This window comes from Amycolatopsis sp. NPDC024027, from assembly GCF_040638975.1.
Lineage (GTDB): Bacteria > Actinomycetota > Actinomycetes > Mycobacteriales > Pseudonocardiaceae > Amycolatopsis.
In genome coordinates, this window is sequence record NZ_JBEZYY010000007.1 from 368,263 (window position 1) to 389,954 (window position 21,692).

22 protein-coding genes are annotated in these 21,692 nt (G+C 71.7%); 15 read left to right on the top strand and 7 right to left on the bottom strand.

All coding sequences use genetic code 11. The features are described 5' to 3' along the window. The first annotated feature begins 8 nt into the window (after window positions 1-8). The 7 genes from AB0F52_RS20525 to AB0F52_RS20555 all read left to right on the top strand — a co-directional run bounded on the left by AB0F52_RS20525 (window position 9) and on the right by AB0F52_RS20555 (window position 8,772). Window positions 9-794: a TIGR00730 family Rossman fold protein gene (locus AB0F52_RS20525; protein ID WP_360173000.1), complete on the top strand. Its 786-nt coding sequence runs from the start codon at window positions 9-11 to the stop codon at window positions 792-794. Continuing rightward, window positions 794-1,378: a TIGR00730 family Rossman fold protein gene (locus AB0F52_RS20530; RefSeq protein ID WP_360173003.1), complete on the top strand. Its 585-nt coding sequence runs from the start codon at window positions 794-796 to the stop codon at window positions 1,376-1,378. The genes AB0F52_RS20525 and AB0F52_RS20530 overlap by 1 nt, the downstream gene beginning before the upstream one ends. Before the next feature lie 569 nt (window positions 1,379-1,947). Then, complete coding sequence (locus AB0F52_RS20535; RefSeq protein ID WP_360173006.1) at window positions 1,948-3,585, top strand: glycosyltransferase family 4 protein; 1,638 nt, start codon at window positions 1,948-1,950, stop codon at window positions 3,583-3,585. Then, the gene (locus tag AB0F52_RS20540) at window positions 3,570-4,481 is read left to right on the top strand and encodes a glycosyltransferase family 2 protein (RefSeq protein ID WP_360173009.1); all 912 of its coding nucleotides are present in this window, start codon (window positions 3,570-3,572) and stop codon (window positions 4,479-4,481) included. The genes AB0F52_RS20535 and AB0F52_RS20540 overlap by 16 nt, the downstream gene beginning before the upstream one ends. Before the next feature lie 68 nt (window positions 4,482-4,549). Next, complete coding sequence (locus AB0F52_RS20545; RefSeq protein WP_360173012.1) at window positions 4,550-6,484, top strand: hypothetical protein; 1,935 nt, start codon at window positions 4,550-4,552, stop codon at window positions 6,482-6,484. 56 nt (window positions 6,485-6,540) lie between these two features. Continuing rightward, the gene (locus tag AB0F52_RS20550) at window positions 6,541-7,866 is read left to right on the top strand and encodes an acyltransferase (RefSeq protein WP_360173015.1); all 1,326 of its coding nucleotides are present in this window, start codon (window positions 6,541-6,543) and stop codon (window positions 7,864-7,866) included. A gap of 42 nt (window positions 7,867-7,908) precedes the next feature. After that, a complete protein-coding gene (locus tag AB0F52_RS20555) occupies window positions 7,909-8,772 on the top strand; it encodes a class I SAM-dependent methyltransferase (protein WP_360173018.1) in 864 nt (287 codons plus the stop codon). Window positions 8,773-8,775: 3 nt separating this feature from the next. On the opposite strand, the gene AB0F52_RS20560 is transcribed toward AB0F52_RS20555, so the two are convergent. Next, entirely contained in the window at window positions 8,776-9,450 is a 675-nt protein-coding gene (locus AB0F52_RS20560) for a lysophospholipid acyltransferase family protein (protein WP_360173021.1), read from the bottom strand. Window positions 9,451-9,501: 51 nt separating this feature from the next. Between AB0F52_RS20560 and AB0F52_RS20565 the strand changes: the two genes are divergently transcribed. After that, window positions 9,502-10,404 carry a glucosyl-3-phosphoglycerate synthase gene (locus tag AB0F52_RS20565; protein WP_360173024.1) on the top strand — a complete coding sequence of 301 codons (903 nt, stop codon included), beginning with the start codon at window positions 9,502-9,504 and terminating at the stop codon, window positions 10,402-10,404. On the opposite strand, the gene cydC is transcribed toward AB0F52_RS20565, so the two are convergent. Genes cydC through AB0F52_RS20585 form a run of 4 tightly spaced genes read right to left on the bottom strand, consistent with a single transcriptional unit; the run spans window position 10,340 to window position 15,645 of the window. Beyond that, a complete protein-coding gene (gene cydC, locus AB0F52_RS20570) occupies window positions 10,340-11,932 on the bottom strand; it encodes a thiol reductant ABC exporter subunit CydC (protein WP_360173027.1) in 1,593 nt (530 codons plus the stop codon). The genes AB0F52_RS20565 and cydC overlap by 65 nt on opposite strands. Further along, on the bottom strand, window positions 11,929-13,485 hold the full coding sequence (gene cydD / locus AB0F52_RS20575) for a thiol reductant ABC exporter subunit CydD (protein WP_360173030.1): 1,557 nt from the start codon (window positions 13,483-13,485) through the stop codon (window positions 11,929-11,931). The genes cydC and cydD overlap by 4 nt, the downstream gene beginning before the upstream one ends. Window positions 13,486-13,494: 9 nt before the next feature. Beyond that, window positions 13,495-14,481 (bottom strand): cytochrome d ubiquinol oxidase subunit II, encoded by a 987-nt coding sequence (locus AB0F52_RS20580; protein ID WP_360173033.1) that lies wholly within the window; start codon window positions 14,479-14,481, stop codon window positions 13,495-13,497. Between the two features lie 3 nt (window positions 14,482-14,484). After that, on the bottom strand, window positions 14,485-15,645 hold the full coding sequence (locus AB0F52_RS20585; protein ID WP_360173036.1) for a cytochrome ubiquinol oxidase subunit I: 1,161 nt from the start codon (window positions 15,643-15,645) through the stop codon (window positions 14,485-14,487). Between the two features lie 60 nt (window positions 15,646-15,705). Here AB0F52_RS20585 and AB0F52_RS20590 point away from each other — a divergent pair, with 60 nt between their 5' ends. Genes AB0F52_RS20590 through AB0F52_RS20610 form a run of 5 tightly spaced genes read left to right on the top strand, consistent with a single transcriptional unit; the run spans window position 15,706 to window position 18,025 of the window. Beyond that, complete coding sequence (locus tag AB0F52_RS20590; RefSeq protein WP_103341434.1) at window positions 15,706-16,023, top strand: helix-turn-helix transcriptional regulator; 318 nt, start codon at window positions 15,706-15,708, stop codon at window positions 16,021-16,023. Then, a complete protein-coding gene (locus AB0F52_RS20595) occupies window positions 16,020-16,688 on the top strand; it encodes a permease prefix domain 1-containing protein (RefSeq protein ID WP_360173039.1) in 669 nt (222 codons plus the stop codon). Before AB0F52_RS20590 ends, AB0F52_RS20595 begins: the two co-directional genes overlap by 4 nt. Next, the gene (locus AB0F52_RS20600; RefSeq protein WP_360173042.1) at window positions 16,685-17,014 is read left to right on the top strand and encodes a DivIVA domain-containing protein; all 330 of its coding nucleotides are present in this window, start codon (window positions 16,685-16,687) and stop codon (window positions 17,012-17,014) included. The genes AB0F52_RS20595 and AB0F52_RS20600 overlap by 4 nt, the downstream gene beginning before the upstream one ends. Then, a complete protein-coding gene (locus tag AB0F52_RS20605) occupies window positions 17,011-17,469 on the top strand; it encodes an SRPBCC family protein (RefSeq protein WP_360173045.1) in 459 nt (152 codons plus the stop codon). The genes AB0F52_RS20600 and AB0F52_RS20605 overlap by 4 nt, the downstream gene beginning before the upstream one ends. Continuing rightward, the gene (locus AB0F52_RS20610) at window positions 17,462-18,025 is read left to right on the top strand and encodes a DNA-3-methyladenine glycosylase I (RefSeq protein WP_360173048.1); all 564 of its coding nucleotides are present in this window, start codon (window positions 17,462-17,464) and stop codon (window positions 18,023-18,025) included. The genes AB0F52_RS20605 and AB0F52_RS20610 overlap by 8 nt, the downstream gene beginning before the upstream one ends. Before the next feature lie 20 nt (window positions 18,026-18,045). On the opposite strand, the gene AB0F52_RS20615 is transcribed toward AB0F52_RS20610, so the two are convergent. Continuing rightward, window positions 18,046-18,840 (bottom strand): enoyl-CoA hydratase-related protein, encoded by a 795-nt coding sequence (locus tag AB0F52_RS20615; protein ID WP_360173051.1) that lies wholly within the window; start codon window positions 18,838-18,840, stop codon window positions 18,046-18,048. Between the two features lie 199 nt (window positions 18,841-19,039). On the opposite strand from AB0F52_RS20615, the gene AB0F52_RS20620 reads away from it, so the two are divergent. Beyond that, window positions 19,040-19,207 (top strand): DUF3117 domain-containing protein, encoded by a 168-nt coding sequence (locus AB0F52_RS20620; RefSeq protein ID WP_013222969.1) that lies wholly within the window; start codon window positions 19,040-19,042, stop codon window positions 19,205-19,207. A gap of 90 nt (window positions 19,208-19,297) precedes the next feature. Continuing rightward, window positions 19,298-20,749 (top strand): leucyl aminopeptidase family protein, encoded by a 1,452-nt coding sequence (locus tag AB0F52_RS20625; protein ID WP_360173055.1) that lies wholly within the window; start codon window positions 19,298-19,300, stop codon window positions 20,747-20,749. Here the strand turns inward: AB0F52_RS20625 and AB0F52_RS20630 are convergent. After that, entirely contained in the window at window positions 20,674-21,639 is a 966-nt protein-coding gene (locus AB0F52_RS20630; RefSeq protein ID WP_360173058.1) for a LysR family transcriptional regulator, read from the bottom strand. The genes AB0F52_RS20625 and AB0F52_RS20630 overlap by 76 nt on opposite strands. Between the last annotated feature and the right edge of the window lie 53 nt (window positions 21,640-21,692).

Here is a 21,692-nt window from a genome sequence, read left to right on the forward strand (position 1 = left end):
ATGGCGTAGTGAGTGAACAGTCTGAATGGCCGGACGGCCAGTACCCCGAACGCCCGGTGGAGCGGCACAAGGGCCCGGTCGTGCTGCGCCGCGACCGCCGCGACCAGGGTAGCACCACCGACCAGCGGCTCCTGGACTCGCGCGGCCCCAGCGACTGGGTGCACACCGACCCGTGGCGCGTGCTGCGCATCCAGGCCGAGTTCGTCGAGGGCTTCGGCGCACTCGCCGAGGTTCCGCGCGCGGTCACGGTGTTCGGCTCGGCCCGCACCAAGCGCGACGACCCGGAGTACGAGCTGGGCCGCAAGATCGGCGGGGCGCTGGCCAACGCCGGCTTCGCGGTGATGACCGGCGGCGGCCCGGGCGCGATGGAGGCGGTCAACCGCGGCGCGGCCGAGGCCGGCGGCTTCTCCGTCGGGCTCGGCATCGAGCTGCCGTTCGAGCAGGGCCTGAACCCGTGGGTCGACCTCGGCGTCAACTTCCGCTACTTCTTCGCCCGCAAGACGATGTTCATCAAGTATTCGCAGGCCTTCATCTGCCTGCCCGGCGGCTTCGGCACGCTCGACGAGCTGTTCGAGGCGCTGACCCTGGTGCAGACGAAGAAGGTCACGAAGTTCCCGGTGGTGCTGTTCGGCAGCGACTACTGGGGCGGCCTCTACGACTGGATCGCCAAGACCGTGCAGGCCCAGGGCAAGATCAGCCCGCACGACCTGGACCTGCTGCACGTCACCGACGACATCGACGACGCCGTCCGCGTGGTGCAGGAGTCCTACCAGGCGTGGGAGGACACGCACTGATGCGGCGGATCTGTGTCTTCTGCGGGTCGTCGATGGGCTTCTCGCCGCGGTACGCCGAGCAGGCGGCGGCGCTCGGGAAGCTGCTGGCCCAGCGGGGCATCGGCCTGGTCTACGGCGGGGCGAGCGTCGGCACGATGGGCGTGGTCGCCGACGCCGCGCTGGCCGCGGGCGGCGAGGTGATCGGCGTCATCCCGGAGGCGCTCTCCAGCGTCGAGATCGCGCACGCCGGGCTGACCGAGCTGCACGTCGTCGCGGACATGCACGAGCGCAAGGCCAAGATGGCGGCCCTCTCCGACGGCTTCGTCGCGCTGCCGGGCGGCGCGGGCACCCTGGAAGAGCTGTTCGAGGTCTGGACGTGGGCCCAGCTCGGCCTGCACGGCAAGCCGATCGGCCTGGTCGACGTCGACGGGTACTACGCGCCCCTGATGACGTTCGCCGACCACATGGTCGCCGAGGGCTTCCTCAAGGACGGCTACCGGCAGCTCCTGCTCGCCGACGCCGACCCGGCCGCCTTGCTCGACCGGTTCGAGACGTACGAGCCGCCCGCGCCGCCGAAGTGGACGAAGGAAGCGCCGGGGATCTGACGGACGTGGCCGGCGTCACCGGCCGCGCCGGAACCGGAGGTCTCCGGGCCGGTCGCGGCGGGCGACGGCGGCGGCGGTGATTCGCCGAGGTTGCCATCGTGTTTCGGCAACGGTGTTGTGCAATTCGTACGCTTTAAATCTGCGTAAGTTGTCCTACGGCAACAAAGTGCCCGGCCCGGGGGCCGCGGTGCGCCGGCCGGTGGCGCATCGGGTCCCGGCACCCTCGGGTCCGGGCGAGCGGCCTCCTCCCCACCTGCGGATGCCGGGGGTGACGGCGCCGGGTGGACGTGCTCAGGCCCCCTGGTTCGGCAGCCGGAAACGAGACGTCCGTCGATTCCGGTAACATCTCCCTGGTTTGGTGAGCTGAATCCCTGTCACCCTGCGCAACGGGAACCCGCGTGCAGATGGGTGACTTTTGACCCCTATAGTGTGGTTCTGCGTAGCGCCGTCGGGGGTCAGTTCGGCGCTTGCCCGAAGCCGGAGAACCGATTTCGGCCAGCTTCGTGGAGCAGCAATGTTTCGTGGTTGGTCAGAGCTTTCCGAAAGGGAAACAGACTGATGGGGCGGGCGTGAGTAGCGATTTGCTGGCTGAGACCTTCGAAGTTGTCGAAGACCGTGGGGTGGGTCTCGTCGGGGACGGCGCCCTCGACGAGCGTGAGCGCCGCCTGGTCATCGGCGCGGCCAACTACCACGCCTTGGTGCGACGCGGCGCGACACTGCGCCTGACCGTCGTCCGGGCGCTGCACCTGGGCTACCCGTCGCTGACCGACGAGCGCTGCCTGCACATCGGCTGGACCCAGGACCGCGAGTCGGTCGGGTCCGTCGTGGTGCGCAGCCTGGTCGCTCCCGAAGCCGGCGCACCGGCGCCGAGCGGGACGCAGGACCTCGTCATCGACGTCGGCGGCAAGCCGATCGTGCAGAACAGCTACCAGCAGCTCAGCGGCCCGGTCGGCAAGGCCAAGAAGCTGCTCCGGTCGCGGGTCCCGTTCCAGTACGACCACCTGCGTCAGCTGCGGACCGACGTCGTCGAGCGGCGCATGCGCTCGGTGCAGCTGCCGCGGCGCCTGCCGGTCGCCGGCAACACGAACTACCGCCGCCAGGTCAGCACCGCCCGGCCCGCCATCCTGTTCGGCCTGCACTGGCTCGAGCTCGGCGGCGCGGAGCGCTGGGCACTGGACTGCATCCAGCTGGCCAAGGAAGCCGGCTTCGTCCCGATCGTCATCACCGACCGGGAATCGGCCCACCCGTGGATCACGCGGCCCGAATTCGACGACACGGTGATCATCCCGCTGACCCACCCGATCAAGCTGGGCACCGATTCCGCGTTGTTCAGCGGGCTGTTCTCGGCCTTCGACGTCCGCGGCATCCACGTGCACCACAACACCTGGCTCTACGACCGGCTGTCCTGGGTGAAGTCGGTCTGGCCGGACGTCCCGGTCGTCGATTCGCAGCACGTCCTGGAGTGGCGGACCGGCGGTTTCGTCGACCACGCCGTCCAGGTGTCGGCGATGATCGACCAGCACCACGTGATCTCCCCGCAGCTGCGCGACTACCTCGTCCACCGGCAGGGCATCGCCGCGGACAAGGTGGTCCTGGCCACCCTCGCGAACGCCACCACCGCCGGGATCACCCCGGACGCCCCCGAAGCCGAGGGGAAGTCCACGCCGTTCACGGTGACCTACATCGGGCGCTTCCACCAGCAGAAGCGGCCGCAGGTCTTCCTGAAGCTCGCCGCCGAGCTCAAGAAGTCCTCGCCGGTCCCGGTGCGGTTCATCGTCCAGGGCGACGGTGAGCTCGCGGACGAGGTGCACGGCCTGCGCGGCAGGCTGGGCCTGACCGACGTGCTCGAGGTCCGCGCGGCGGACCACCCGGTCAAGGACACGCTGGCCGAGTCCGACGTCCTGGTGGTCACCTCGGAGAACGAGGGCCTGACCTTGACGACCTTCGAGGCCACGGCCGCCGGGATCCCGGTGCTTTCGGCCGACGTGGGTTCGCAGGCTTCGGTGGTCCCCGACGGGCTCCTGTGCCCGCGGCACCCGTACGCTTTCGTCCGCCAGGCGGCGGAGAAGATCCGGACCATGATGTCTTCGCCGGAGCAGCGCAAGCGCTGGTTCGAGGAACAGGCCGCCAAGAACGAGGCCTTCGCCAAACTGCCCAAGGCCAGCGCCTGGGCCACGGAGCTGTACCAAGGGTGGATGAAGCAGTGAACAAGGTCGCCGCGGTCGTCGTCACCTACAACCGCAAGGACAAGCTCCGCAAGGTGCTCGACCACGTCCTCGCCCAGAGCCATGCGCCCGAGTGGGTCGTGGTCGTCGACAACGCGTCGACCGACGGCACCGACGCACTGCTCGCGTCGTACGCGACCGACTCGCGGGTCACCGTGCTGAGCCTGTCCGAGAACACCGGCGGCGCCGGCGGCTTCTCGGCGGGCATGGCCAAGGGCTACGAGCTGGGTGCCGACTTCCTCTGGATCATGGACGACGACTGCTACCCGCGGCCGGACGCCCTCGAAGAGCTGGTCAACGGGCTCGACAAGGCCGAACAGACCCTCGGCCACCAGATGCCCTTCGCCTGTTCCGTGGTGAAGTGGACCGACGGTGGCATCTGCGAGATGAACAACCCCGGCACGACCTGGGACTGGGGGCGGCTGCTCTCGCTCGGGCAGCAGGCGGTGCTCGTCAACCACTGCTCGTTCGTGTCCGTGCTGGTCCCGCGCTGGGCGCTGGCCCGCTTCGGGCTGCCGCTGACCGAGTACTTCATCTGGTTCGACGACATGGAGTACACCCTGCGCATCTCGAAGGCCGCGCCCGGCGTCCAGGTGCTGACCAGCGTCGTCGTGCACGACCTCCCGGAGAACCGCGGGGTGAACTTCGGCCAGATCAACCACCAGAACGTCTGGAAGTACGAGTACGGCGCCCGCAACGAGCTCTCGTACCGGCTGCACCACGAGAACCCGTTCGCGGCCGCCGGGTTCGCCGTCCGCGTGCTCCGGGGCATGGCGCAGGGACACGTTTCCCGCGCGCTGCGGCTGCGCATCGTGAAGAGCCTGCTGCGCGGTGTGAAGTTCGACCCGAAGCCGAAGCTGCCGCGCTCGGTGCTCTGACGCCCCAGCCCGGATCCGCCACCGCGGCCGTTGTCGCGCCAGCCGTACCGTCGTTCAGGAGAACCTCGATGAAAGACCTGGTCAAGGACCCGGAGCCGGTGACCGGCCAGGGCACCGAGCCGGCCGGCGAGGAAGCAGCCGGCGACACCCGGCCGCGCAAGCTCGGTGACCGGTTCCGCGCCTGGCGTCTCGTGGTCGAGGCCCCCTCGCGGGCCACGCTCCTGATCAGCGGGCTGCTCACCATCTTCACCTGGCAGCTGCCGGCGTTCTCGCCCATCGAACCCAAGGGCGACTACGACTACGGGCTCCTGATCGCGCTGGCGCGGCACCTCGGCCTGAGCTTCGGCGACCGGATCGCGACGACCTACGGGCCGCTGTACTTCCTGGCGATCCCGTCCACCATCGTCCGGGCCGAGGTGGCCGTCGGGTTCCTCTTCTGGTTCGTGTTCGTGACCGGCTGCATCGCCGCCTGCTTCCAGGCGTTCCAGGGCCGGATCGGCACCCGGTGGGCGTGGGTGGCCTGCGGGGCGCTCGCGGCGAGCTTCAGCATCGTGCCCCTCACCAGCGTCATCACCGCCACACCCGGGTTCGTCGCGGTGCTGGCCGTCTGCCACGCCGCCGGCTTGCTGCCGAAGTGGGCGGAACGCGCGTTCCCGGTGGTGATGGGCCTGGTGGTCGCCGCCATGCTGCTGACCAAGTTCTCGGTCGGGCTGATGTGCGGCCCCATCGTGCTGGGTGCGGTGCTCGTCCGGCCCGGCAGGCGGCTGCGGGAGTTCGCGGAGTTCGCGGTGTCCGGGTTGGTCGGCCTGGTCCTGCTCTGGATCGTCGCGGGGCAGCCGCCGACGCAGGTGGTGCAGTACGTCGTCCGCGCGCTTTCGGTCGGCAGCGGGCACGCGCAGTCGATGGGCCTGGAGCCGACGAACGCCGCTTGGGAGTACCTGGTCGCCGCCGCGGTGACGATCGCGCTGGCCGTCGGCCTGGCCCGGATCAAGGTGGACGGCTGGCGCTGGACGCTGTGGCTGGGCCTGCTCGCCGCCGGCTGGCTGCTGTTCAAGCAGGGTTTCGTGCGGCACGATTCGCACTCCGCGCAGTACTTCGCCGTGCTGTTCGCGCTGGCCGTGCTGGTCGCCGTGCTGCGGCGCAGCGCCGTGCTGGCGATGGTCGCGGTCGTCTCGCTGCTGGCCCAGGCGGCCAGCTTCGGCGGCGGCCTGTGGACGATCGACCCGGTCCGTTCGCTGCACATCTTCGGCGAGGGCGCCACCATCGTCGCGTCGGGCTCGCACCGGGACGCCGTCCAGGAGGAGGCGCGGGCGGAGCTGCGCAAGCGCACCGACATCCCGCAGCGGTTCCTGACCCGGATCGGCACGCAGCCGGTCCGCGCCGAACCGTTCGACCAGGCCATCTCCTGGACCTACGGGCTGACCCCGGCGATCCCGCCGACGCTGCTGAACTACGGCGCCTACACCGAGCTGCTCGACAAGATGAACGAGTCCTGGATCGCCGACGACGTCAACGCCCCCCGGTTCATCATCCGCGAGAACACCAGGATCACGCTGGACGGCCGGTTCGCGCTCTGGGACCCGCCCCGGACCGAGCTCGCCGAGACCTGCCGGTACACCTTGGCGGACTCCACGGACAAATGGCAGCTGCTCGAGCGCGGCCCGAACCGGTGCGGTGCCGAGCGGGAGCTGTCCAGCACGCAGCTGGCCGCCGGGCAGTCCGTCCCGGTGCCCACGGCCGCCGACGGCGTGGTCGTCGCCCGCGTGTACCCGGAGCAGTCGCTGCCCGAGCGCGTGTGGGGATTCCTCTTCAAGCCGGACGACCTGAAGGTCAACCTCGACGGCGAGTCCCTCCGCCTGCCCTGGACGCACGGTGACGCGCCCCTGATGGTCTCGGCGCCGCAGGAACCGTCCCTCATGCTGGCCGGCCGGCCGCTGCAGGCGACGAGCCTGTCGATGAGCGCCCCGGGCCGCGTGGTGTTCTCCGTGGTCGGGCGGAAGTGACCCGGCCCGGCTCGCCGGCCCGGATCGAAAACCCCGAAGGCGGAGGAAGCCCGACGATGGACGCAGACAACGGCCGTGTGCTGACCGTGTCCCCGCCCGGGGCCACTCCGGTCGCCGACGTCACCGACGGGGCCGCCCCGCCGAAGACCGCCGCGAAGCCGGTGCGGTCCGCGACGGGTGTGCACATCGGCCAGCTCACCGGCATCCGCGCGGTGGCCGCGGTGTGGGTGCTCGCCTTCCACTTCCGGCCGGAGCTGCTGAAGGCGTTCGGGTTCCTGTACCCGCTGGTCCCGATCTTCAACGTGGGCTACCTCGGGGTGGACCTGTTCTTCGTGCTCAGCGGCTTCATCCTGACGTTCACCCACCTCGACCGGATGGCCGAGAACTGGGGACCGAAGAAGATGGCCGGCTTCCTGTGGCTGCGGCTGTCCCGGATCTGGCCGGTGCTGTTCTTCATGCTGCTGGTGTGGGGCGCGTACCACGCCTTCTCGGTGGAGGCGAACAACGACGGCCGGCTGCAGGCCGCGCTGGACCCGTCCCGCTTCCTGGAGCACGTGTTCCTGGTGCACGCCTGGAGCACGGCCCACCACGACTGGAACCCGGTCGACTGGTCGCTGAGCGCCGAATGGCTGGCCTACCTGGTCTTCACCGTGCTGGTGGTGGTCCTGGCCCGGTTGCTCGTCCACGTCAGCACCCGGGCGCTGCTGGTGGTGGTCGCGGTCCTCGCGGTGCCGATGGTGGTCGTCGGCATGGGCTTCCAGGACGGCAGCGACCTGCTGTGGAACGGCGACACGATCGTCGGGGGGATCGTCCCGTTGCGGGTGCTCACCGAGTTCTTCGCGGGCGCGGTGGTCGCCCTGCTGGTGATGCGCCACGGTGCGACGGTGAAGCTGCCCTGGTTCCTGAAGCCGACCGCGATCCTGGCGACGATCGTCGTGGTCCTCTACGTCGTGCAGCGGTGGGACCCGGCGCCGAGGTTCCGCTTCGACCAGGACTGGCGGATCAACGGCCACCTCATGTGGGGCTCGACCGAGACCGTGGTCGTGGTGCCGCTGTTCCTGCTGCTGATCGGCTCGCTGGCGGTCAGCCGCCGGGACCCCGCGACCAGGCTGCTGGCCAGCCGGGTGCTGGTGTGGGGCGGGAAGGTCTCGTTCGCGCTGTACATGGTGCACTGGCTGTTCCTGGACCTGGCGCGCAAGATGATTTACTCGAAGCTCGCCATCCCCGAACAGCTGTCCGGGTGGCAGAGCTGGTCGTTCCGCCTTACCGTGCTCGTGGCGATCGGGCTGGCGGTGCTGAGTGCCCACCTGGTGTACCGGTTCGTCGAAGAGCCCTGCCGCCGGATCATGCGTACTCTGCTGCCCTCATCGATGAGGGTGTGAGCGTCGGGGGCCAGCCCCGGACGCGGATCGGAAGGACATTGCATGCGCGACCTCATTCGCCGGAGCCTGCGCGCCGACCGGCTTCGCCGTTCCTTGCGTGACAAGGTCGCGCGGGCCGTCGAAGAAGCGGTCGGCCGGCACTTCGCGGAGCAGTCGGCCAGACTGGACGACCTGAGCCGGGAGGTCGCCGAGCTGCGGCGGCAGGTGCCCGCGGAGACCGGCGGCCAGGCCGAGCGGGTGGTCGAGCGGGTGATCGAGCACATCAGCCACGTCGAGCACCGCATCCGCCGTGACCTGGAGTTCGCGGGGGAGACCGAGGCGGCGCAGCGCAGTGCCGCGTTCGTCCGCGACCACATGAAGACCGCCCGTCCGTTCCCGTCGCCGCACAGCACGCTGGAACACGGCCTGTCGCTCGCCCCCGAAGGCGGCCTGGCTCTCGAGTTCGGCGTGTACTCGGGCACCACGTTGAAGATCATCGCCCAGGCCCGCGGCGGCGAGTCGGTGTACGGCTTCGACTCGTTCGAAGGGCTGCCGGAGACCTGGCGCGCGGGCTACCCCGCCGGGACGTTCGACATGGACAGCCTGCCCGACGTGCCGGGCGCCGAGCTGGTCGTCGGCTGGTTCGACGACGTGCTCCCCGGCTTCCTCGAGGCGCACCCCGGTCCGGTGGACCTGCTGCACGTGGACTGCGACCTGTACTCCTCGACGAAGACCGTCCTCGACCTGGTCGGCCCGCGCCTGCGGCCGGGCTCGATCGTGGTGTTCGACGAGTACTTCAACTACTCCGGCTGGCAGGAGCACGAGCACCGGGCGTGGCTGGAGTACGTCGAGCGGGCCGGGCTCAAGTTCGAGTACCTGGCCTACACGGTCGACCACGAGCAGGTCGTCGTGAAGGTGACCGGCTGACGCTCAGGCCACGCCTTCGCTCGGCCGCTTGTGGTAGGTGTCGACGTATTCCTGGCCGGAGAGCTCCAGGATCGCGTACATGACCTCGTCGGTGACCGACCGGCGGATCGCCGGCGCGTAGTCCTGGCCTTCGTAGCGCGAGAAGTCCAGGGGCTTGCCGAAGGTGATGCCGATCTTCGCCAGGCGCGGGATGCGGGCGCCCTTCGGCTGGAGCTGCTCGGTGCCGGTCAGCGCGACCGGCACCACCTTCGCGCCGGTCGCCAGGGCCAGCGCCCCGACCCCGGTGTGGCCGCGGTGCAGCCGGCCGTCCAATGAGCGGGTGCCCTCGGGGTAGATCGCGAAGACGCCGCCCGCGTCGAGCACCTTGCGGGCGGCCTCCAGGGCCGCGAGCCCGGCCTGGGCGTTGCCGCGCTCGACGGGGACGTAGCCGAGGCCGCCGAGGAACCCGGCCAGCGCCTTGCCCTTGAGGCCCTTGCCGGCGAAGTACTCCGCCTTGCCGAGGAACTTGACCTGCCGCGGGGTCGCGAAGGTGATCACGCCGGTGTCGAGGGCGGCGCGGTGGTTGGCCGCCAGGAGCACCGGTCCGCTGAGCGGCACGTTCTCCACGCCGTGGACCTCGGGCCGGTACACCGCCCTGACGAGCGGTCCCAGCACGAACCGGACAAGCAGCGCGATCAAGTGGTCCTCCTCTTCGGTGGCGGTGCCCCCAGCATGGCACGATCGTTACTCGTGAGTTGGTTCGAGCGGCGTACGTGGCAGGAGCCCGGGTGGACGCCCGCGGACATCGTGGCCGCGAAGGGTGACCGGACGGTGTCGGTGGTGCTACCGGCACTGGACGAAGAGCGGACCGTGGGTGACGTCGTCGCGTCGATCCGCCCGCTCGTCGGCTCGGTCGTCGACGAGCTGATCGTCGTGGACTCGGGTTCCACGGACGCGACCGCCGAAACCGCCGAGGCCGCCGGGGCGCGGGTGGTCCGCCGCGAGGACGTCCTGCCGGACCTGCCGCCGGTGCCGGGCAAGGGCGAGGTGCTCTGGCGTTCGCTGGCCGCGACCAGCGGCGACCTCGTCGTCTTCCTCGACTCCGACCTGGTCGACCCGGACCCGGCGTTCGTGCCGTCGCTGCTCGGGCCGCTGGTCGCCGAACGCGGTGTCCACCTGGTCAAGGGCTTCTACCGCCGTCCGCTGCGGCTGGAGAGCACCGGTGGCGGGCGCGTCACCGAGCTCCTGGCGCGGCCGGTGCTCTCGGCGTTGCGGCCCGCTCTCGGCGGGCTGATCCAGCCGCTCGGCGGCGAGTACGCGGGCACGCGCGAGTTTCTCGAGTCGGTACCGTTCGCCGCCGGCTACGGCGTCGAAATCGGGCTGCTGCTCGACGCCGAGGCGCGGTACGGCCTCGACGGGCTCGCGCAGGTCAACCTGGGCGTCCGCAAGCACCGGAACCGCTCGCTGCACCAGCTCGGGGTGATGTCCCGCCAGATCCTCGGCACGGCCCTGGACCGCTGCGGCGTCCCGGCCGCGAACGCGCCTTTCACGCAGTTCGTGCCGGTGGACGGGGAGTGGCTGCCGGACGTCACGGACGTCCGCGTCGCCGACCGGCCGCCGATGCGGGAAGTGCTCGCCCGTCCTCGAGGGTGATGACCTCGTCGAAGCCGTCGAGGTGCTCGGGCCGGTGGGTGACGAGGACCACGCTGCCGTTCGCCTTCGCGAGGACGCGCTTCAAAACGGCGTCGCCGTGGGCGGGATCGAGGCCTTCGACGGGCTCGTCGAGCACGAGGACCGCCGGTGCGGCCAGGACGGCTCGGGCGAGGATCAGCCGCTGGCGCTGACCACCGGACAGCGCGGCGCCGTCCGGACCGGTTTCGCGGTCGAGGGCCAGGTCGAACCCGGCGGTTCCGCAGGCGGCCGCCAGTTCTTCGTCGGTCGCGTCCGGGGCGGCGAGCAGGAGGTTCTCGCGGACGGTCGTGTGGAAGACGTGGGCGTCGGCCTCGGCGCCCGAGATGATCTCCGGCAGGTCGGCGTACTCGCCGAGCGGGTGGCCGTCGAGGGTCACCCGGCCTTCGGTGGGGGCCTGGCTGCCGAGCAGGAGGCGCAGGAGGGTCGTCTTCCCGGCACCGCTGGGGCCGAGGATCCCGACGCGCTTGCCGGGCGGCAGGTCGAGGTCGACGTCCTGGAGGGCGGGGGCCCGCCCGGGGTGGCGCACGCCGGCTTTCTCCAGCCGGAAGTGGCCGGTCCGGGCGGTGCGGGTGCCGCCCGGGACGGCGGGTTCGTCCAGGACGGCGCGCACCCGGGAGGCGGCGGCGCGGATCTCCGGAACCCGCCGGGCGGCCCCGATCAGCGGGAGGACGACCTCGAAGGCCGTCACGGCGGCCAGGGTGAGCGCGGCGGTCCAGGGCACGGAGGCCCGGCAGAGCACCCCGACGCCGACGGCGGTGACCAGCTGGACGAGCACCCCGGCGCCGGTGAGCAGGGCGGTCCTGCCGGAGGCCGCCCGCTCACCGGCGGTGATCCGGTGGACGACGTCCGCGGCGCTCCGCTGGTGTTCTTCGAGCGCCCCGGCGGCGAGGAGCTCCCGGTGCCCGGTGACGAGCTCGACGGCCCGTTCGGCGAGTTCGGCCCGGTCCGGGGCGCTTTCCCGGGCGGCATCGGCGGTGCGGCGGATGACCAGCCACGGGAGGAGGCCCCCGGCGGCGAGCAGCCCGGCGGCGAGCGTGCCGGCGGCCGGCATCGACGCGGTGGCGGTGACGGCGACCGCGGCGGTCCCCACGATCGCGGCGACCCCGGCGGGCAGGAACCACCGCAGGACGGCGTCCTGCAGAGCGTCCACATCGGACACGAGCCGGGTGACGAGGTCGCCGCCGGAATACCGGGTGCCGGGCACGAGGGCTCGGTAGACGCGGGTCCGCAGCGAGCCGAGCCACCGGAGGACGACGTCGTGCCCGGCGAGCCGTTCGGCGTACCGCAGGCCACCGCGGAGGAGAGCGAGGGCACGGACGGCGACGATGGCGACGGTGAGGGCGGTGAGTGGGGGTCGTTCGGCGGCGCGGAGCAGTAGCCAGGCGGCGGTGGCCATGAGTGCGAGGGCGGCGAGTTCGGCGGCGGCGCCGAGAAGGGCGGCGCGGAGCAGGCGGATCAGGTCCTTGGTGGAGAGGGCCCAGGTGTTCACGCGGCCACCTCCGGGCGAACCCGGCCACCGCGGAGTTCGATCACCCGGTCCGCCAGCGAGAGCATCGCCGGGCGGTGGGCCACCAGCACCGCCGTCCGGCCCGGCAGCAGCCGCCGGGTGGCCGACAGGACGGCGTCCTCGGTCCGGGCATCCAGCCGGGCGGTCGGCTCGTCCAGCAGCACCAGCCCCGCCGAGGTCCGCGCCAGCGCGCGGGCCAAGCCGACGCGCTGGCGCTGCCCGGCCGACAGCACTTCGCCCAGCTCGCCAACCGGCGTCTCGAACCCCTGCGGCAACCCGGCCGCCACGGAGTCCAGCGCCGCCGCGCGGGCCGCGAACGGGACGTCCGCCGACGGCGGGCCCAGTGCGATGTTCGAAGCCAGCGACCCCCGGAACAACGTCGGCCGCTGCGGGACCCACGCGATCTCGGCCAGCCACGGCGCCGGTGCCAGCGACCGCAGGTCCACCCCGTCCACCAGCACCCGGCCCGAAGCCGGCGGCACGAAGCCCAGCAGCACCGCCAGCAGCGTGCTCTTGCCCGACCCGCTCGGCCCCACCACCGCGAGCCGCGCTCCGGCGGGCAGCGTCAAGTCCACTTCGGACAACGCGGGAACACCTCCGTAGGAAACCGAGACCCGGTCCAAGACCAGGGAAGGCGCACCCCGCCGCCGCGTGAAAACCCCGGAACGCGGTGAAACCACCGGACCGGACAACGCCTCCCGCAAGGCCGTCAGCCCCTCCGCCGCCGCGTGGAACTTCGCGCCCGCCGCCCGCAGCGGCAGGTACGCCTCCGGCGTCAGCAGCAGGATCAGCAGCGCGGTGCGCGCGTCCAGCCCGCCCGCGAGCAGCCGGAACCCGATCGGCACCGCGACCAGCGCGACCGAAAGCGTCGCCACCAGCTCCAGCACCAGCGCCGAAAGGAACGCCACCCGCAGCGTCTTCATGGTCGCGTCCGCGTGGGCGGCCGCCATGGACCGGACCGTCGAAGCCTGCGCGGCCGCCCGGCCGAACACCCTCAACGTCCCGAGCCCGCGGACGACGTCCAGGAAGTGCCCGCCCAGCTTCGTCAGCAGCTCCCACTGGACCGCCGCTTTCGCCTGCTTCCCGATCAGGACGGCGAACACCGGAACCAGCGGCAAGGTGACGACCACGACGAGCGCGGAGACCAGGTCCGCGGTGAACAGCCGCACGATCACCGCGGCCGGCACCACCACCGACACGACCAGCGACGGCAGGTACCCGGTCAGGTAGCTGTCCGTGGCGTCGACACCGCGCGTCACCTGGGTCGCGACGACGCCCGCACGGTCCGAGGCGGACCTGAGCAACCGCCGCCGCAGGGCATCGCGGACCGACGCCGCAAACCGTCCACCGAGGACACCGTGACCCCAGGTCAGCCCGGCTCGGGCGGCGATGGCGACGATCAGGACCAGGGAAACCCCGCCGCCGGTGAGCAGCGTGGCCAGCCCTTCGGCTTGGAGGAGCACGGAAAACGCGGTGAGCACGCCGAGCAGGCCCAGCGCGCAGAGGTACCGCCGGAGTCCGGGTAGTGCAGGCACGACGTCCCCCTAGAAGTGCAGCAGCGAGCGCTGGTCGACGGGACGGCGGTGCGCACGCCAGGTCAGCCACTGCACCACCAGCAGCACCAGCACCGCGGGTGGCGCGAACCAGGCCAGCACCGCGAACGTCTCCGGCGCCGTCGCCGCCTCACCGACCGTCAGCGCGTACCCCGGAGCGGCCAGCACGGCCGGGAACCGCAGGGTCCCGGCGAGCAGTGCCGGACAGGCCGAAAGCACCATCGACCCGACGAGCGCGACCCGGTACCGCCGCGCCGCCAGCCCGAGCCGGGCGACGGCGAAAGCCCCGAAGGCCAGCCCGGCCACGGTCGCGCCGAACGCGGGAACGCCGTCCAGTGCGAAGACACCCCACGCCGAGGCGATCACCAGGAACGCGAACACCGGTGCCGAGAACGCGCGGGCCAGCCGCACCGCGCGGCCGGTCAGCTCGGCCGGCCCCCGCACCGCCAGGAAAGCCGCGCCCTGCCAGCAGAACAGCGCGACGAACCCGAGTCCCCACAGCACCGCGTAGGGCGAGAACAACGCGAGCACGTCCCCCGAAGGCGAGCCGTCGGGCGACAGCGGCAGCCCGAGCACCAGGTTGCCGAGGAACAGGCCCCACGACAGCGCCGTCACCAGCGCGCCGCCGACGATGCCCGCCGTCCAGGCGCCGCGGCGCGCGTCCGGGCGGCGGCTGCGCAGCTGCATCGACGCCGTGAACGTCGTCAGGCCGAGCAGCAGGGTCACCACCAGGACGTACGCCCCGGCGAACACCTTGCCCTCCAGGTGCGGGAACGCACCGAAGAGCAGGCCGACGGCCGCCACCAGCCACACCTCGTTGGCCAGGAAGAACGGCCCGAGCGCCCCGAGGGTTTGCCGCCGTCGCCGCTCGCCGGCCTCGAAGCCGGGCAGGAGCATGCCGACGCCGTAGTCGTACCCCGCGAGCGCGAAGTACCCGCAGGTCAGCAGGCCCAGCACGCACCACCAGAAGGTCGCCATCGGTCAGACTCCGCTCAGGACGGGCAGTTCGGCGGGCGCTTCGGCCGGCTCCGGGCCGCGCTTGGCGACCCGCGCCATGAGCACCCAGTCGGCCACCGCGAGCGCGGCGAACAGCAGCGAGAAAGCGATGAAGGAGAACAGGATCTGGCCGGCGGGGACGTCCGCGATCGCGTCGGCGGTGCGCAGCTTCCCCCAGACCAGCCACGGCTGGCGGCCGAGCTCGCGCACCAGCCAGCCGAGGATCGCCGCGGCGAACGGCAGCGGGATCGCCGCGACCATCAGGTAGTGCAGGAACCGGGCCCGCGTCACCCAGTTCCGGATCAGCAGGACCGTGCCGATGATCGCGCAGAGGAACATGAGGAACCCGAGCCCGATCATGGCGCCCAGCGGCGCGCCGACGGCACCCGTGCCGAGCTTGTCCGGCTGGTACTTCGCGAGCTCGCCGAACTGCGCGAACCCCTGGTTGACCACGAAGACCGACCCGGCGAGCGCCGCCACCACGCCGACGCGCATCGAGCGGCGGAAGAACTCGACCTCGTCGGTGCGCTTGAGGAAGTGCCACGCGCTGACGCCGGCGACGAAGAACCCGCCGGTCACCAGCGCGGCGCCGAGCACGTGCGGCAAGGACGCGGCCAGTGCCGGGTTGGCGAACAGCGCGCCGAAGTCGTCGAGGCGCAGGGTGCCGTCCTCGACGTGGCTGCCGACCGGGTTCTGCAGGAACGAGTTGGCCAGCATGATGAACAGCGCCGACGCGTACGCGGTCAGCGTGACCAGCCAGATCAGCGTCAGGTGCAGCCATCGCGGCAGCCGGCCGAAGCCGAAGATCCACAGGCCGAGGAAGGTCGACTCGAGGAAGAACGCGACCAGGGCCTCGATGGCCAGCGGTGCGCCGAAGACGTCGCCGGCGAAGGCGGAGAGCCCGGTCCAGGTCAGCCCGAACTGGAACTCCATCACGATCCCGGTGACGATCCCGAGCGCGTAGTTGATCACGTACAGGCGGCCCCAGAACCGCGTCATCCGCAGGAGCTCGGGCTTGCCACCGAGCGTCCAGCGCGTCTGCATCACGGCCACCAGCGTGACCAGCCCCAGCGTGAGCAGCACGAACAGGAAGTGGAACGAGGTCGTCGTCGCGAACTGGAGTCTCGCGACCGGAAGTGCGTTCATGTAGACAGGCTACACATAGCCTGCCTACATGTAGCCAGTCGACGTGTAGACTGCTTACCCATGAAGGCGGACACCCTGCGCGGACACCTCGACGCGTTGCTGCTGGCCGTGCTCGACGGCCGGAAACTGCACGGCTACGCGATCATCGAGGCGCTCCAGCTGCGCAGCGACGGCGCGCTCGACCTGCCGACCGGCACCGTGTACCCGGCCCTGCGCCGGCTCGAGCGGGCCGGCTGGCTGGCCAGCGAATGGGACGTCGTGTCCGGCCGCAAGCGGCGGACCTACCGGCTCACCCGCTCCGGCGAGCAGGCCCTGCAGGCCGAACGCGTGGAGTGGCGGGAGTTCACCGCGGTCATCGGGGGAGTGCTGGAAGCATGATCGACGAATACCTGGGGGAGCTGGACCGCAGGCTGCACGGCTGCGGCCGGTTCAAGACCGACCTGCTGGAGGAGGCCCGCGACGGGCTGCACGACGCCGCCGACGCCTACCGCGCGGGCGGCTGGAGCGACGAGGACGCGCAGCGCCGGGCGGTCGCCGACTTCGGCCCGGCGGCCGTCGTCGCCCGCGACTACCAGGCCGAACTGGGCATGCTCAGCGGCGTCCGGACGCTGTGGAAGCTCGTGCTGGGCGTCCCGGCGATGCAGATCGCCTGGGACTACGCGCGGATCCTCACCTTCGGCGAGTGGACGAAGCTGTCGACGCCGTCCCCCGAGTGGTACATGGTCATCACGCGCGTCTCCCACGGCGCGGTGTTCCTCGTTCCGGTGATCGGCCTGCTCGCGCTGCTCGGTATCCGCTGGCTGAGCCGCCGCCTCGACGGCACCAGGCTCGCCCGGTTCTGCGGGAGCCTCATCGCGCTCGCGGTCGGCGTCAATCTCGGCTCCCTCGGCCTGCTCATCGCCGCGACCGGCGTCGTCGACGTTTCGCGCCTGTTCCTGAGCGTCCCGTGCGCGCTGCTGATGTTCGCCTGGGTGGCGCTTTCCGTCCGGCTCGTCGTGCTCGCGAGACGTTCCTGGGGTGGGTATGCCACGATCGTCGCGTGACGACCGCGCTGATCTACCTCGTAGTCATGCTGCTGGTGGCGGCCGTGGTGTTCCTGCTCGCCGCGGTGGTGTTCGGCCGGGGTGAGGAGCTCGCCCCGCTGCCGCCGGGCAGCTCGCCCACGCGGCTGCCCGCCGAGGACATCACCGGCGAGGACCTGGCCGAAGTCCGCTTCCAGCTGGTGCTGCGCGGGTACAAGATGTCCGAAGTGGACTGGGTGATGCGGCGCCTCGGCGTCGAGCTCGACGAGCTGCGCGCCCGGGTCGCCGAGCTGGAGCAGCGCGAACGCGAGCGGGAGCGGGAGAGTTCGCCCGAGGCCTCCCCGTGACGGACCTGATTCTCTCGGTCGACGTCCGCGCCCCGGCGGGGACGACCTGGCTCGCGCTGACGGACTGGGCGCGCCAGGGCGAGTGGATGCTCGGCACCGAGGTCGAGGTGATCGAGGGCAACGGCCGCAGCGTCGGGTCGCGGTTGTCGGCGTTCACCGGGGTGGCCGGCCTCGGCTTCACCGACACCATGGAGATCACCAGCTGGGAGCCGCCGGTCCGGTGCGGGGTCCGGCACCTCGGCAGCTTCGTGGCCGGCACCGGCGTGTTCCAGGTGGTGCCGAAGGGTGCGACGCGCTCGACGTTCGTCTGGGCCGAGCACCTGCGCCTGCCGTTCGGGCCGCTGGGCCGGCTCGGCTGGCCGGTCGTGCGGCCGGCGTTCGCGCTGGGGGTGCGCCAGTCGCTGCGGCGGTTCGCGCGGTTCGCGGAGAACTATTCGGTGGGTGGGGATGAGTGAGCTGATCGGCGCCGACGGCGTCTCGCGGTGCGGCTGGGGCAATTCGACCCCGGACTACGCCGACTACCACGACAAGGAGTGGGGCGTCCCGCTCCACGGCCAGGACGAACTGTACGAGCGGCTCTGCCTCGAGTCGTTCCAGTCGGGCCTGTCGTGGATCACCATCCTGCGCAAGCGCGAAGGCTTCCGGAAGGCGTTCAAGCAGTTCAAGCCGGTGAAGGTGGCGAAGTTCGGCGACGCCGACGTCGAGCGGCTGATGCAGGACGCCTCGATCGTCCGGAACCGGGCGAAGATCCTGGCCGCGATCAAGAACGCGCAGGCCATCGCCGCCCTGGACGAGCCGCTGGACGACCTGCTCTGGTCGTTCGCGCCCGCCTCGCACGAGCGCCCCGCGTCGATGTCCGACGTCCCGGCCATCACCGAGGAGTCCAAGGCGATGGCGAAGGAGCTGAAGAAGCGCGGCTTCGTCTTCCTCGGCCCGACGACCTGCTACGCGCTGATGCAGGCCACCGGCATGGTCGACGACCACGTCGCCGGCTGCTTCCGGGCGGTCTGAGCCCGGAAGCAGCCGCGGCGTCACTTGCCCTGGAAGGCCGGCTTGCGCTTGCCGACGAAGGCCTCGACGGCCTCGGCGTGGTCGGCGGTCGCGCCGAGCGCCGTCTGGGCGGCGTCCTCGGCGTCGAGCGCCTCTTCGAACGTCGACTGCGCGGCCAGGGTGAGCACGCCCTTGATCTTCGCGTAGGCCACCGTCGGCCCGTTCGCCAGCTTGGCCGCGATCTTCTGGGCGCGGGCCGGCAGTTCTTCGTCCGGCACGACCTCGCCGACCAGGCCGAGCCGCAGCGCCTCGGCCGCGTCGACGGTCCGGGCCAGCAGCATCAGCTCGGCGGCCCGGCCGTAGCCGACCAGCCGCTGCAGCGTCCACGACGCACCCGAGTCCGGGCCCAGCCCGACGTTGGCGAAGGCCATCAGGAACGACGACGACTCGGCGGCGATCCGCAGGTCACTGGCGTAGGCGAAGGCGGCCCCGGCGCCGGCGGCGGTGCCGTTGACCGCCGCGATCACCGGCTTCGGCATCGCCACGATCGTCTTGACGATCGGGTTGTAATGCTCCTTCACGGTGTGTAGCGGGGCGGGGTCACCCGCTTGCAGCAGCCCCACGTGTTCCTTCAAATCCTGCCCGGCGCAGAACGCCTTGCCCGACCCGGTCAGCACGACCGCGCGGACCGCGTTGTCGTCCGCCGCCTCGCGCAGCGCCGCGAGCAGTGCTTCCTTCAGCTCGACGGTCAGCGAGTTGTACGCCTGCGGCCGCTTGAGGGTCAGGGTGCGCACCCCGTCGGCGTCGGCGGTCAACAGGACGTCGGATGTGGTCACGTCTTCTCCTTGCGCGGAAAACTTCGGTCGGCCGAGAGTCTTTCACCTCGCGCGGGCCGCATACCAGCACCGATACGGCGGCAAAAGATCCCCTCCGCTGATGCGCCCGGCCGCTGATGAGGGACAATGGACAGCAGACCCGGCTGGCTTTCACGCGAGCGCGACCCGGGCGCGCCGGTTGAGACGGAGGGAGCACGCTATGGCGGCCATGAAGCCCCGGACCGGAGATGGTCCCCTCGAAGTGACTAAGGAGGGGCGGGGCCTCGTGATGCGCGTACCGCTCGAGGGTGGTGGGCGACTCGTCGTCGAACTTTCCGCGGAAGAAGCGAAGGACCTCGGCGCCGCTTTGGCGGAGGTCACCGGCTGAGCCGACTCCCTCGATCCGTCCTTCCGTCGCACCCCGGTCTCCCTTCGGAGGCCGGGGTCGCGGTTCCTCTGCGTCCGAAGGTTGCTCACTGTGCGTAATCCGCTACCGCCCGTTCCGGCTACTCTGCTCGACATCGAAGTCGCGGGGGAGCTCCGCCGCGGCGTCCCGACGGCCCGGCTGGTGGCCGCGCCCGACAACGATGACGTCGAGCCGTTGGAGATCGAGGGCGTCCGGATCACCGGCAAGGCGGGCGACGTGCAGACGGTGCCCGGCGACGGGCCCCGCTGGATCGCGGGACTCGGCGGCGGCGAGCCGAAGGAGTACCGCAGGACCGGTGCGGCGCTGGCCCGCGCGGTGAACGCGGGGCTGGCCGAGGACGTCGAACACGGCGGCAAGGCGTTCCGCGCGGTGCAGCTGGCGCTGCCCGAAGAGGCTTCCGCCGAGCACGTCACCGAGCTCGCGCTGGGCCTCCTGCTGGGCGGCTACCGGTACAAGGTGTCCGGCGACGACCCGAAGCCGTCGGTGCGGACGGTCCGGCTCGTGGGGGAGGACCCCGCGCTGCCCGAGCTGGTCGCTCGCGCCTCGGTGCTGGCCGCGGCGACGGCGCTGACCCGCGACCTCGCGAACACGCCGTCCAACGTGAAGACGCCCGCCTGGCTGGCGGACACGGCCGCGCGCGTGGCCGGCCCGCGCGTCGAGGTGACGGTGCGGGACGAGAAGTGGCTCGCGGCGGAGGGCTTCGGCGGCGTCCTGGCGGTCGGCGGCGGTTCCGCGCGGCCGCCGCGGCTGATCGAGATGGCGTACAAGCCGTCGGGGACCGCGCCGCACCTGCTCCTGGTCGGCAAGGGCATCACGTTCGACACGGGCGGCCTGTCGATCAAGCCGGCCGACGGGATGCACCTGATGCGCACGGACATGGCGGGCGGCGCGGCGGTGATCGCGGCGATCCGCGCCGTCGCGGCACTGGGCCTGCCGGTCCGCGTGACGGCACTGGTCCCGTGCGCGGAAAACCACGTGTCGGGCTCGTCGTACCGCCCGGGCGACATCGTCCGGCACTACGGCGGCAAGACCACCGAGGTCGGCAACACCGACGCGGAAGGCCGGATGGTCCTCGCGGACGCGCTGACCTACGGGATCCGCCGGTTCGCGCCGGACTACGTGGTCGACGCGGCGACGCTGACGGGCGCGATGAAGGTCTCGCTGGGCCTGCGCACGGGCGGCTTGTTCGCCTCGGACGACGCGCTGGCGGACGCGGTCGTCGCGGCCGGCTCGCGGGTGGGCGAGGCGTGGTGGCGGATGCCGCTGGTGGAGGACTACGCGGAGAACGTCCGCGGCGAGTTCGGCGACGTCCGCCAGACCCCGGGCGGCCCGGGTGGCATCACGGCGGCGCTGTTCCTGCGGGAGTTCACGTCGGGCCTGCCGTGGGCGCACCTGGACATCGCCGGACCGGCCCGGTCGGAGAAGAACTACGACGAAGTGGTCCCGGGGGCGACCGGGTTCGCGGCGCGGACGCTGGTGGAGCTGGCGGCTTCGCTGGGCTGACGGCTCGCGAGGACGTGCTCGCGGAAGCCGGTGACCGCCGGGGTCATCGGCTCGTCCGTCCGCCACGCCAGCCCGATCGTCCGGAACGGCGGCGGCGACAACGGCACCTCCGCCACCCCCGCCGGCGTGCCCGGCCCGAACCGCGGCAGCAACGCCACCCCCAGCCCCGCCGCCACCAGGCCGCGGACGGTGTCCGACTCCTGGCCCTCGAACGCGATCCGCGGCGCGAAGCCCGCCGCCGCGCAGAGCTCGTCCGTGAGCGTCCGGACCCCGTACCCCGGCTCGAGCAGCACGAACTCTTCGTCCGCCAGCTCGGCCACCCGCACCGACGCCCTCCCGGCCAGCCGGTGCCCGGCCGGGACCGACAGCAGGATCTCCTCGTCCACCAGGCCGGCGCAGGCCAGCGCCGGGACGTCGGGCAGCGGTGCCAGCAGCGCCAGGTCCAGCTCGCCGCCCGCCAGCCGGTCGACCATGTCCTGCCGCGAACCCTGCACCAGCGTGAACCGCACCCCCGGGTACCGCGCCCGGTGGCCGCGCAGCAGCGAAGGCACCAGCGACCGCCCGAGCAGGTGCAGGAAGCCCAGCACCACGTGCCCCGACTCCGGCGAGACCTCCTCGCGCGCCAGCCGGACGCCGGTGTCGAGCGCCGCCAGCCCGCGCTCGGCCGCCTCGGCCAGGAGTTCCGCCGCGCGCGTGAGCCGGATGCCGCGGCCGTCCGGGACCGTCAGCGGGGCGCCCAGCGCGTCCGCCAGCGCCGCGAGCCGCCGGCTCACCGTCGGCTGCGGCACGCCCAGCCGTTCGGCCGCGCGTGTGACGTTCCTCGTCTCCCGGAGGGCGGCGAGCAACGGCAGGTGCGGCGCGACCTGCGCGGACAGCGAGTCATACGTCACCGCATCGATTCTGCCAGTTCAGTGCATTGGACGTATTGGTTAGTGGTGCTTAC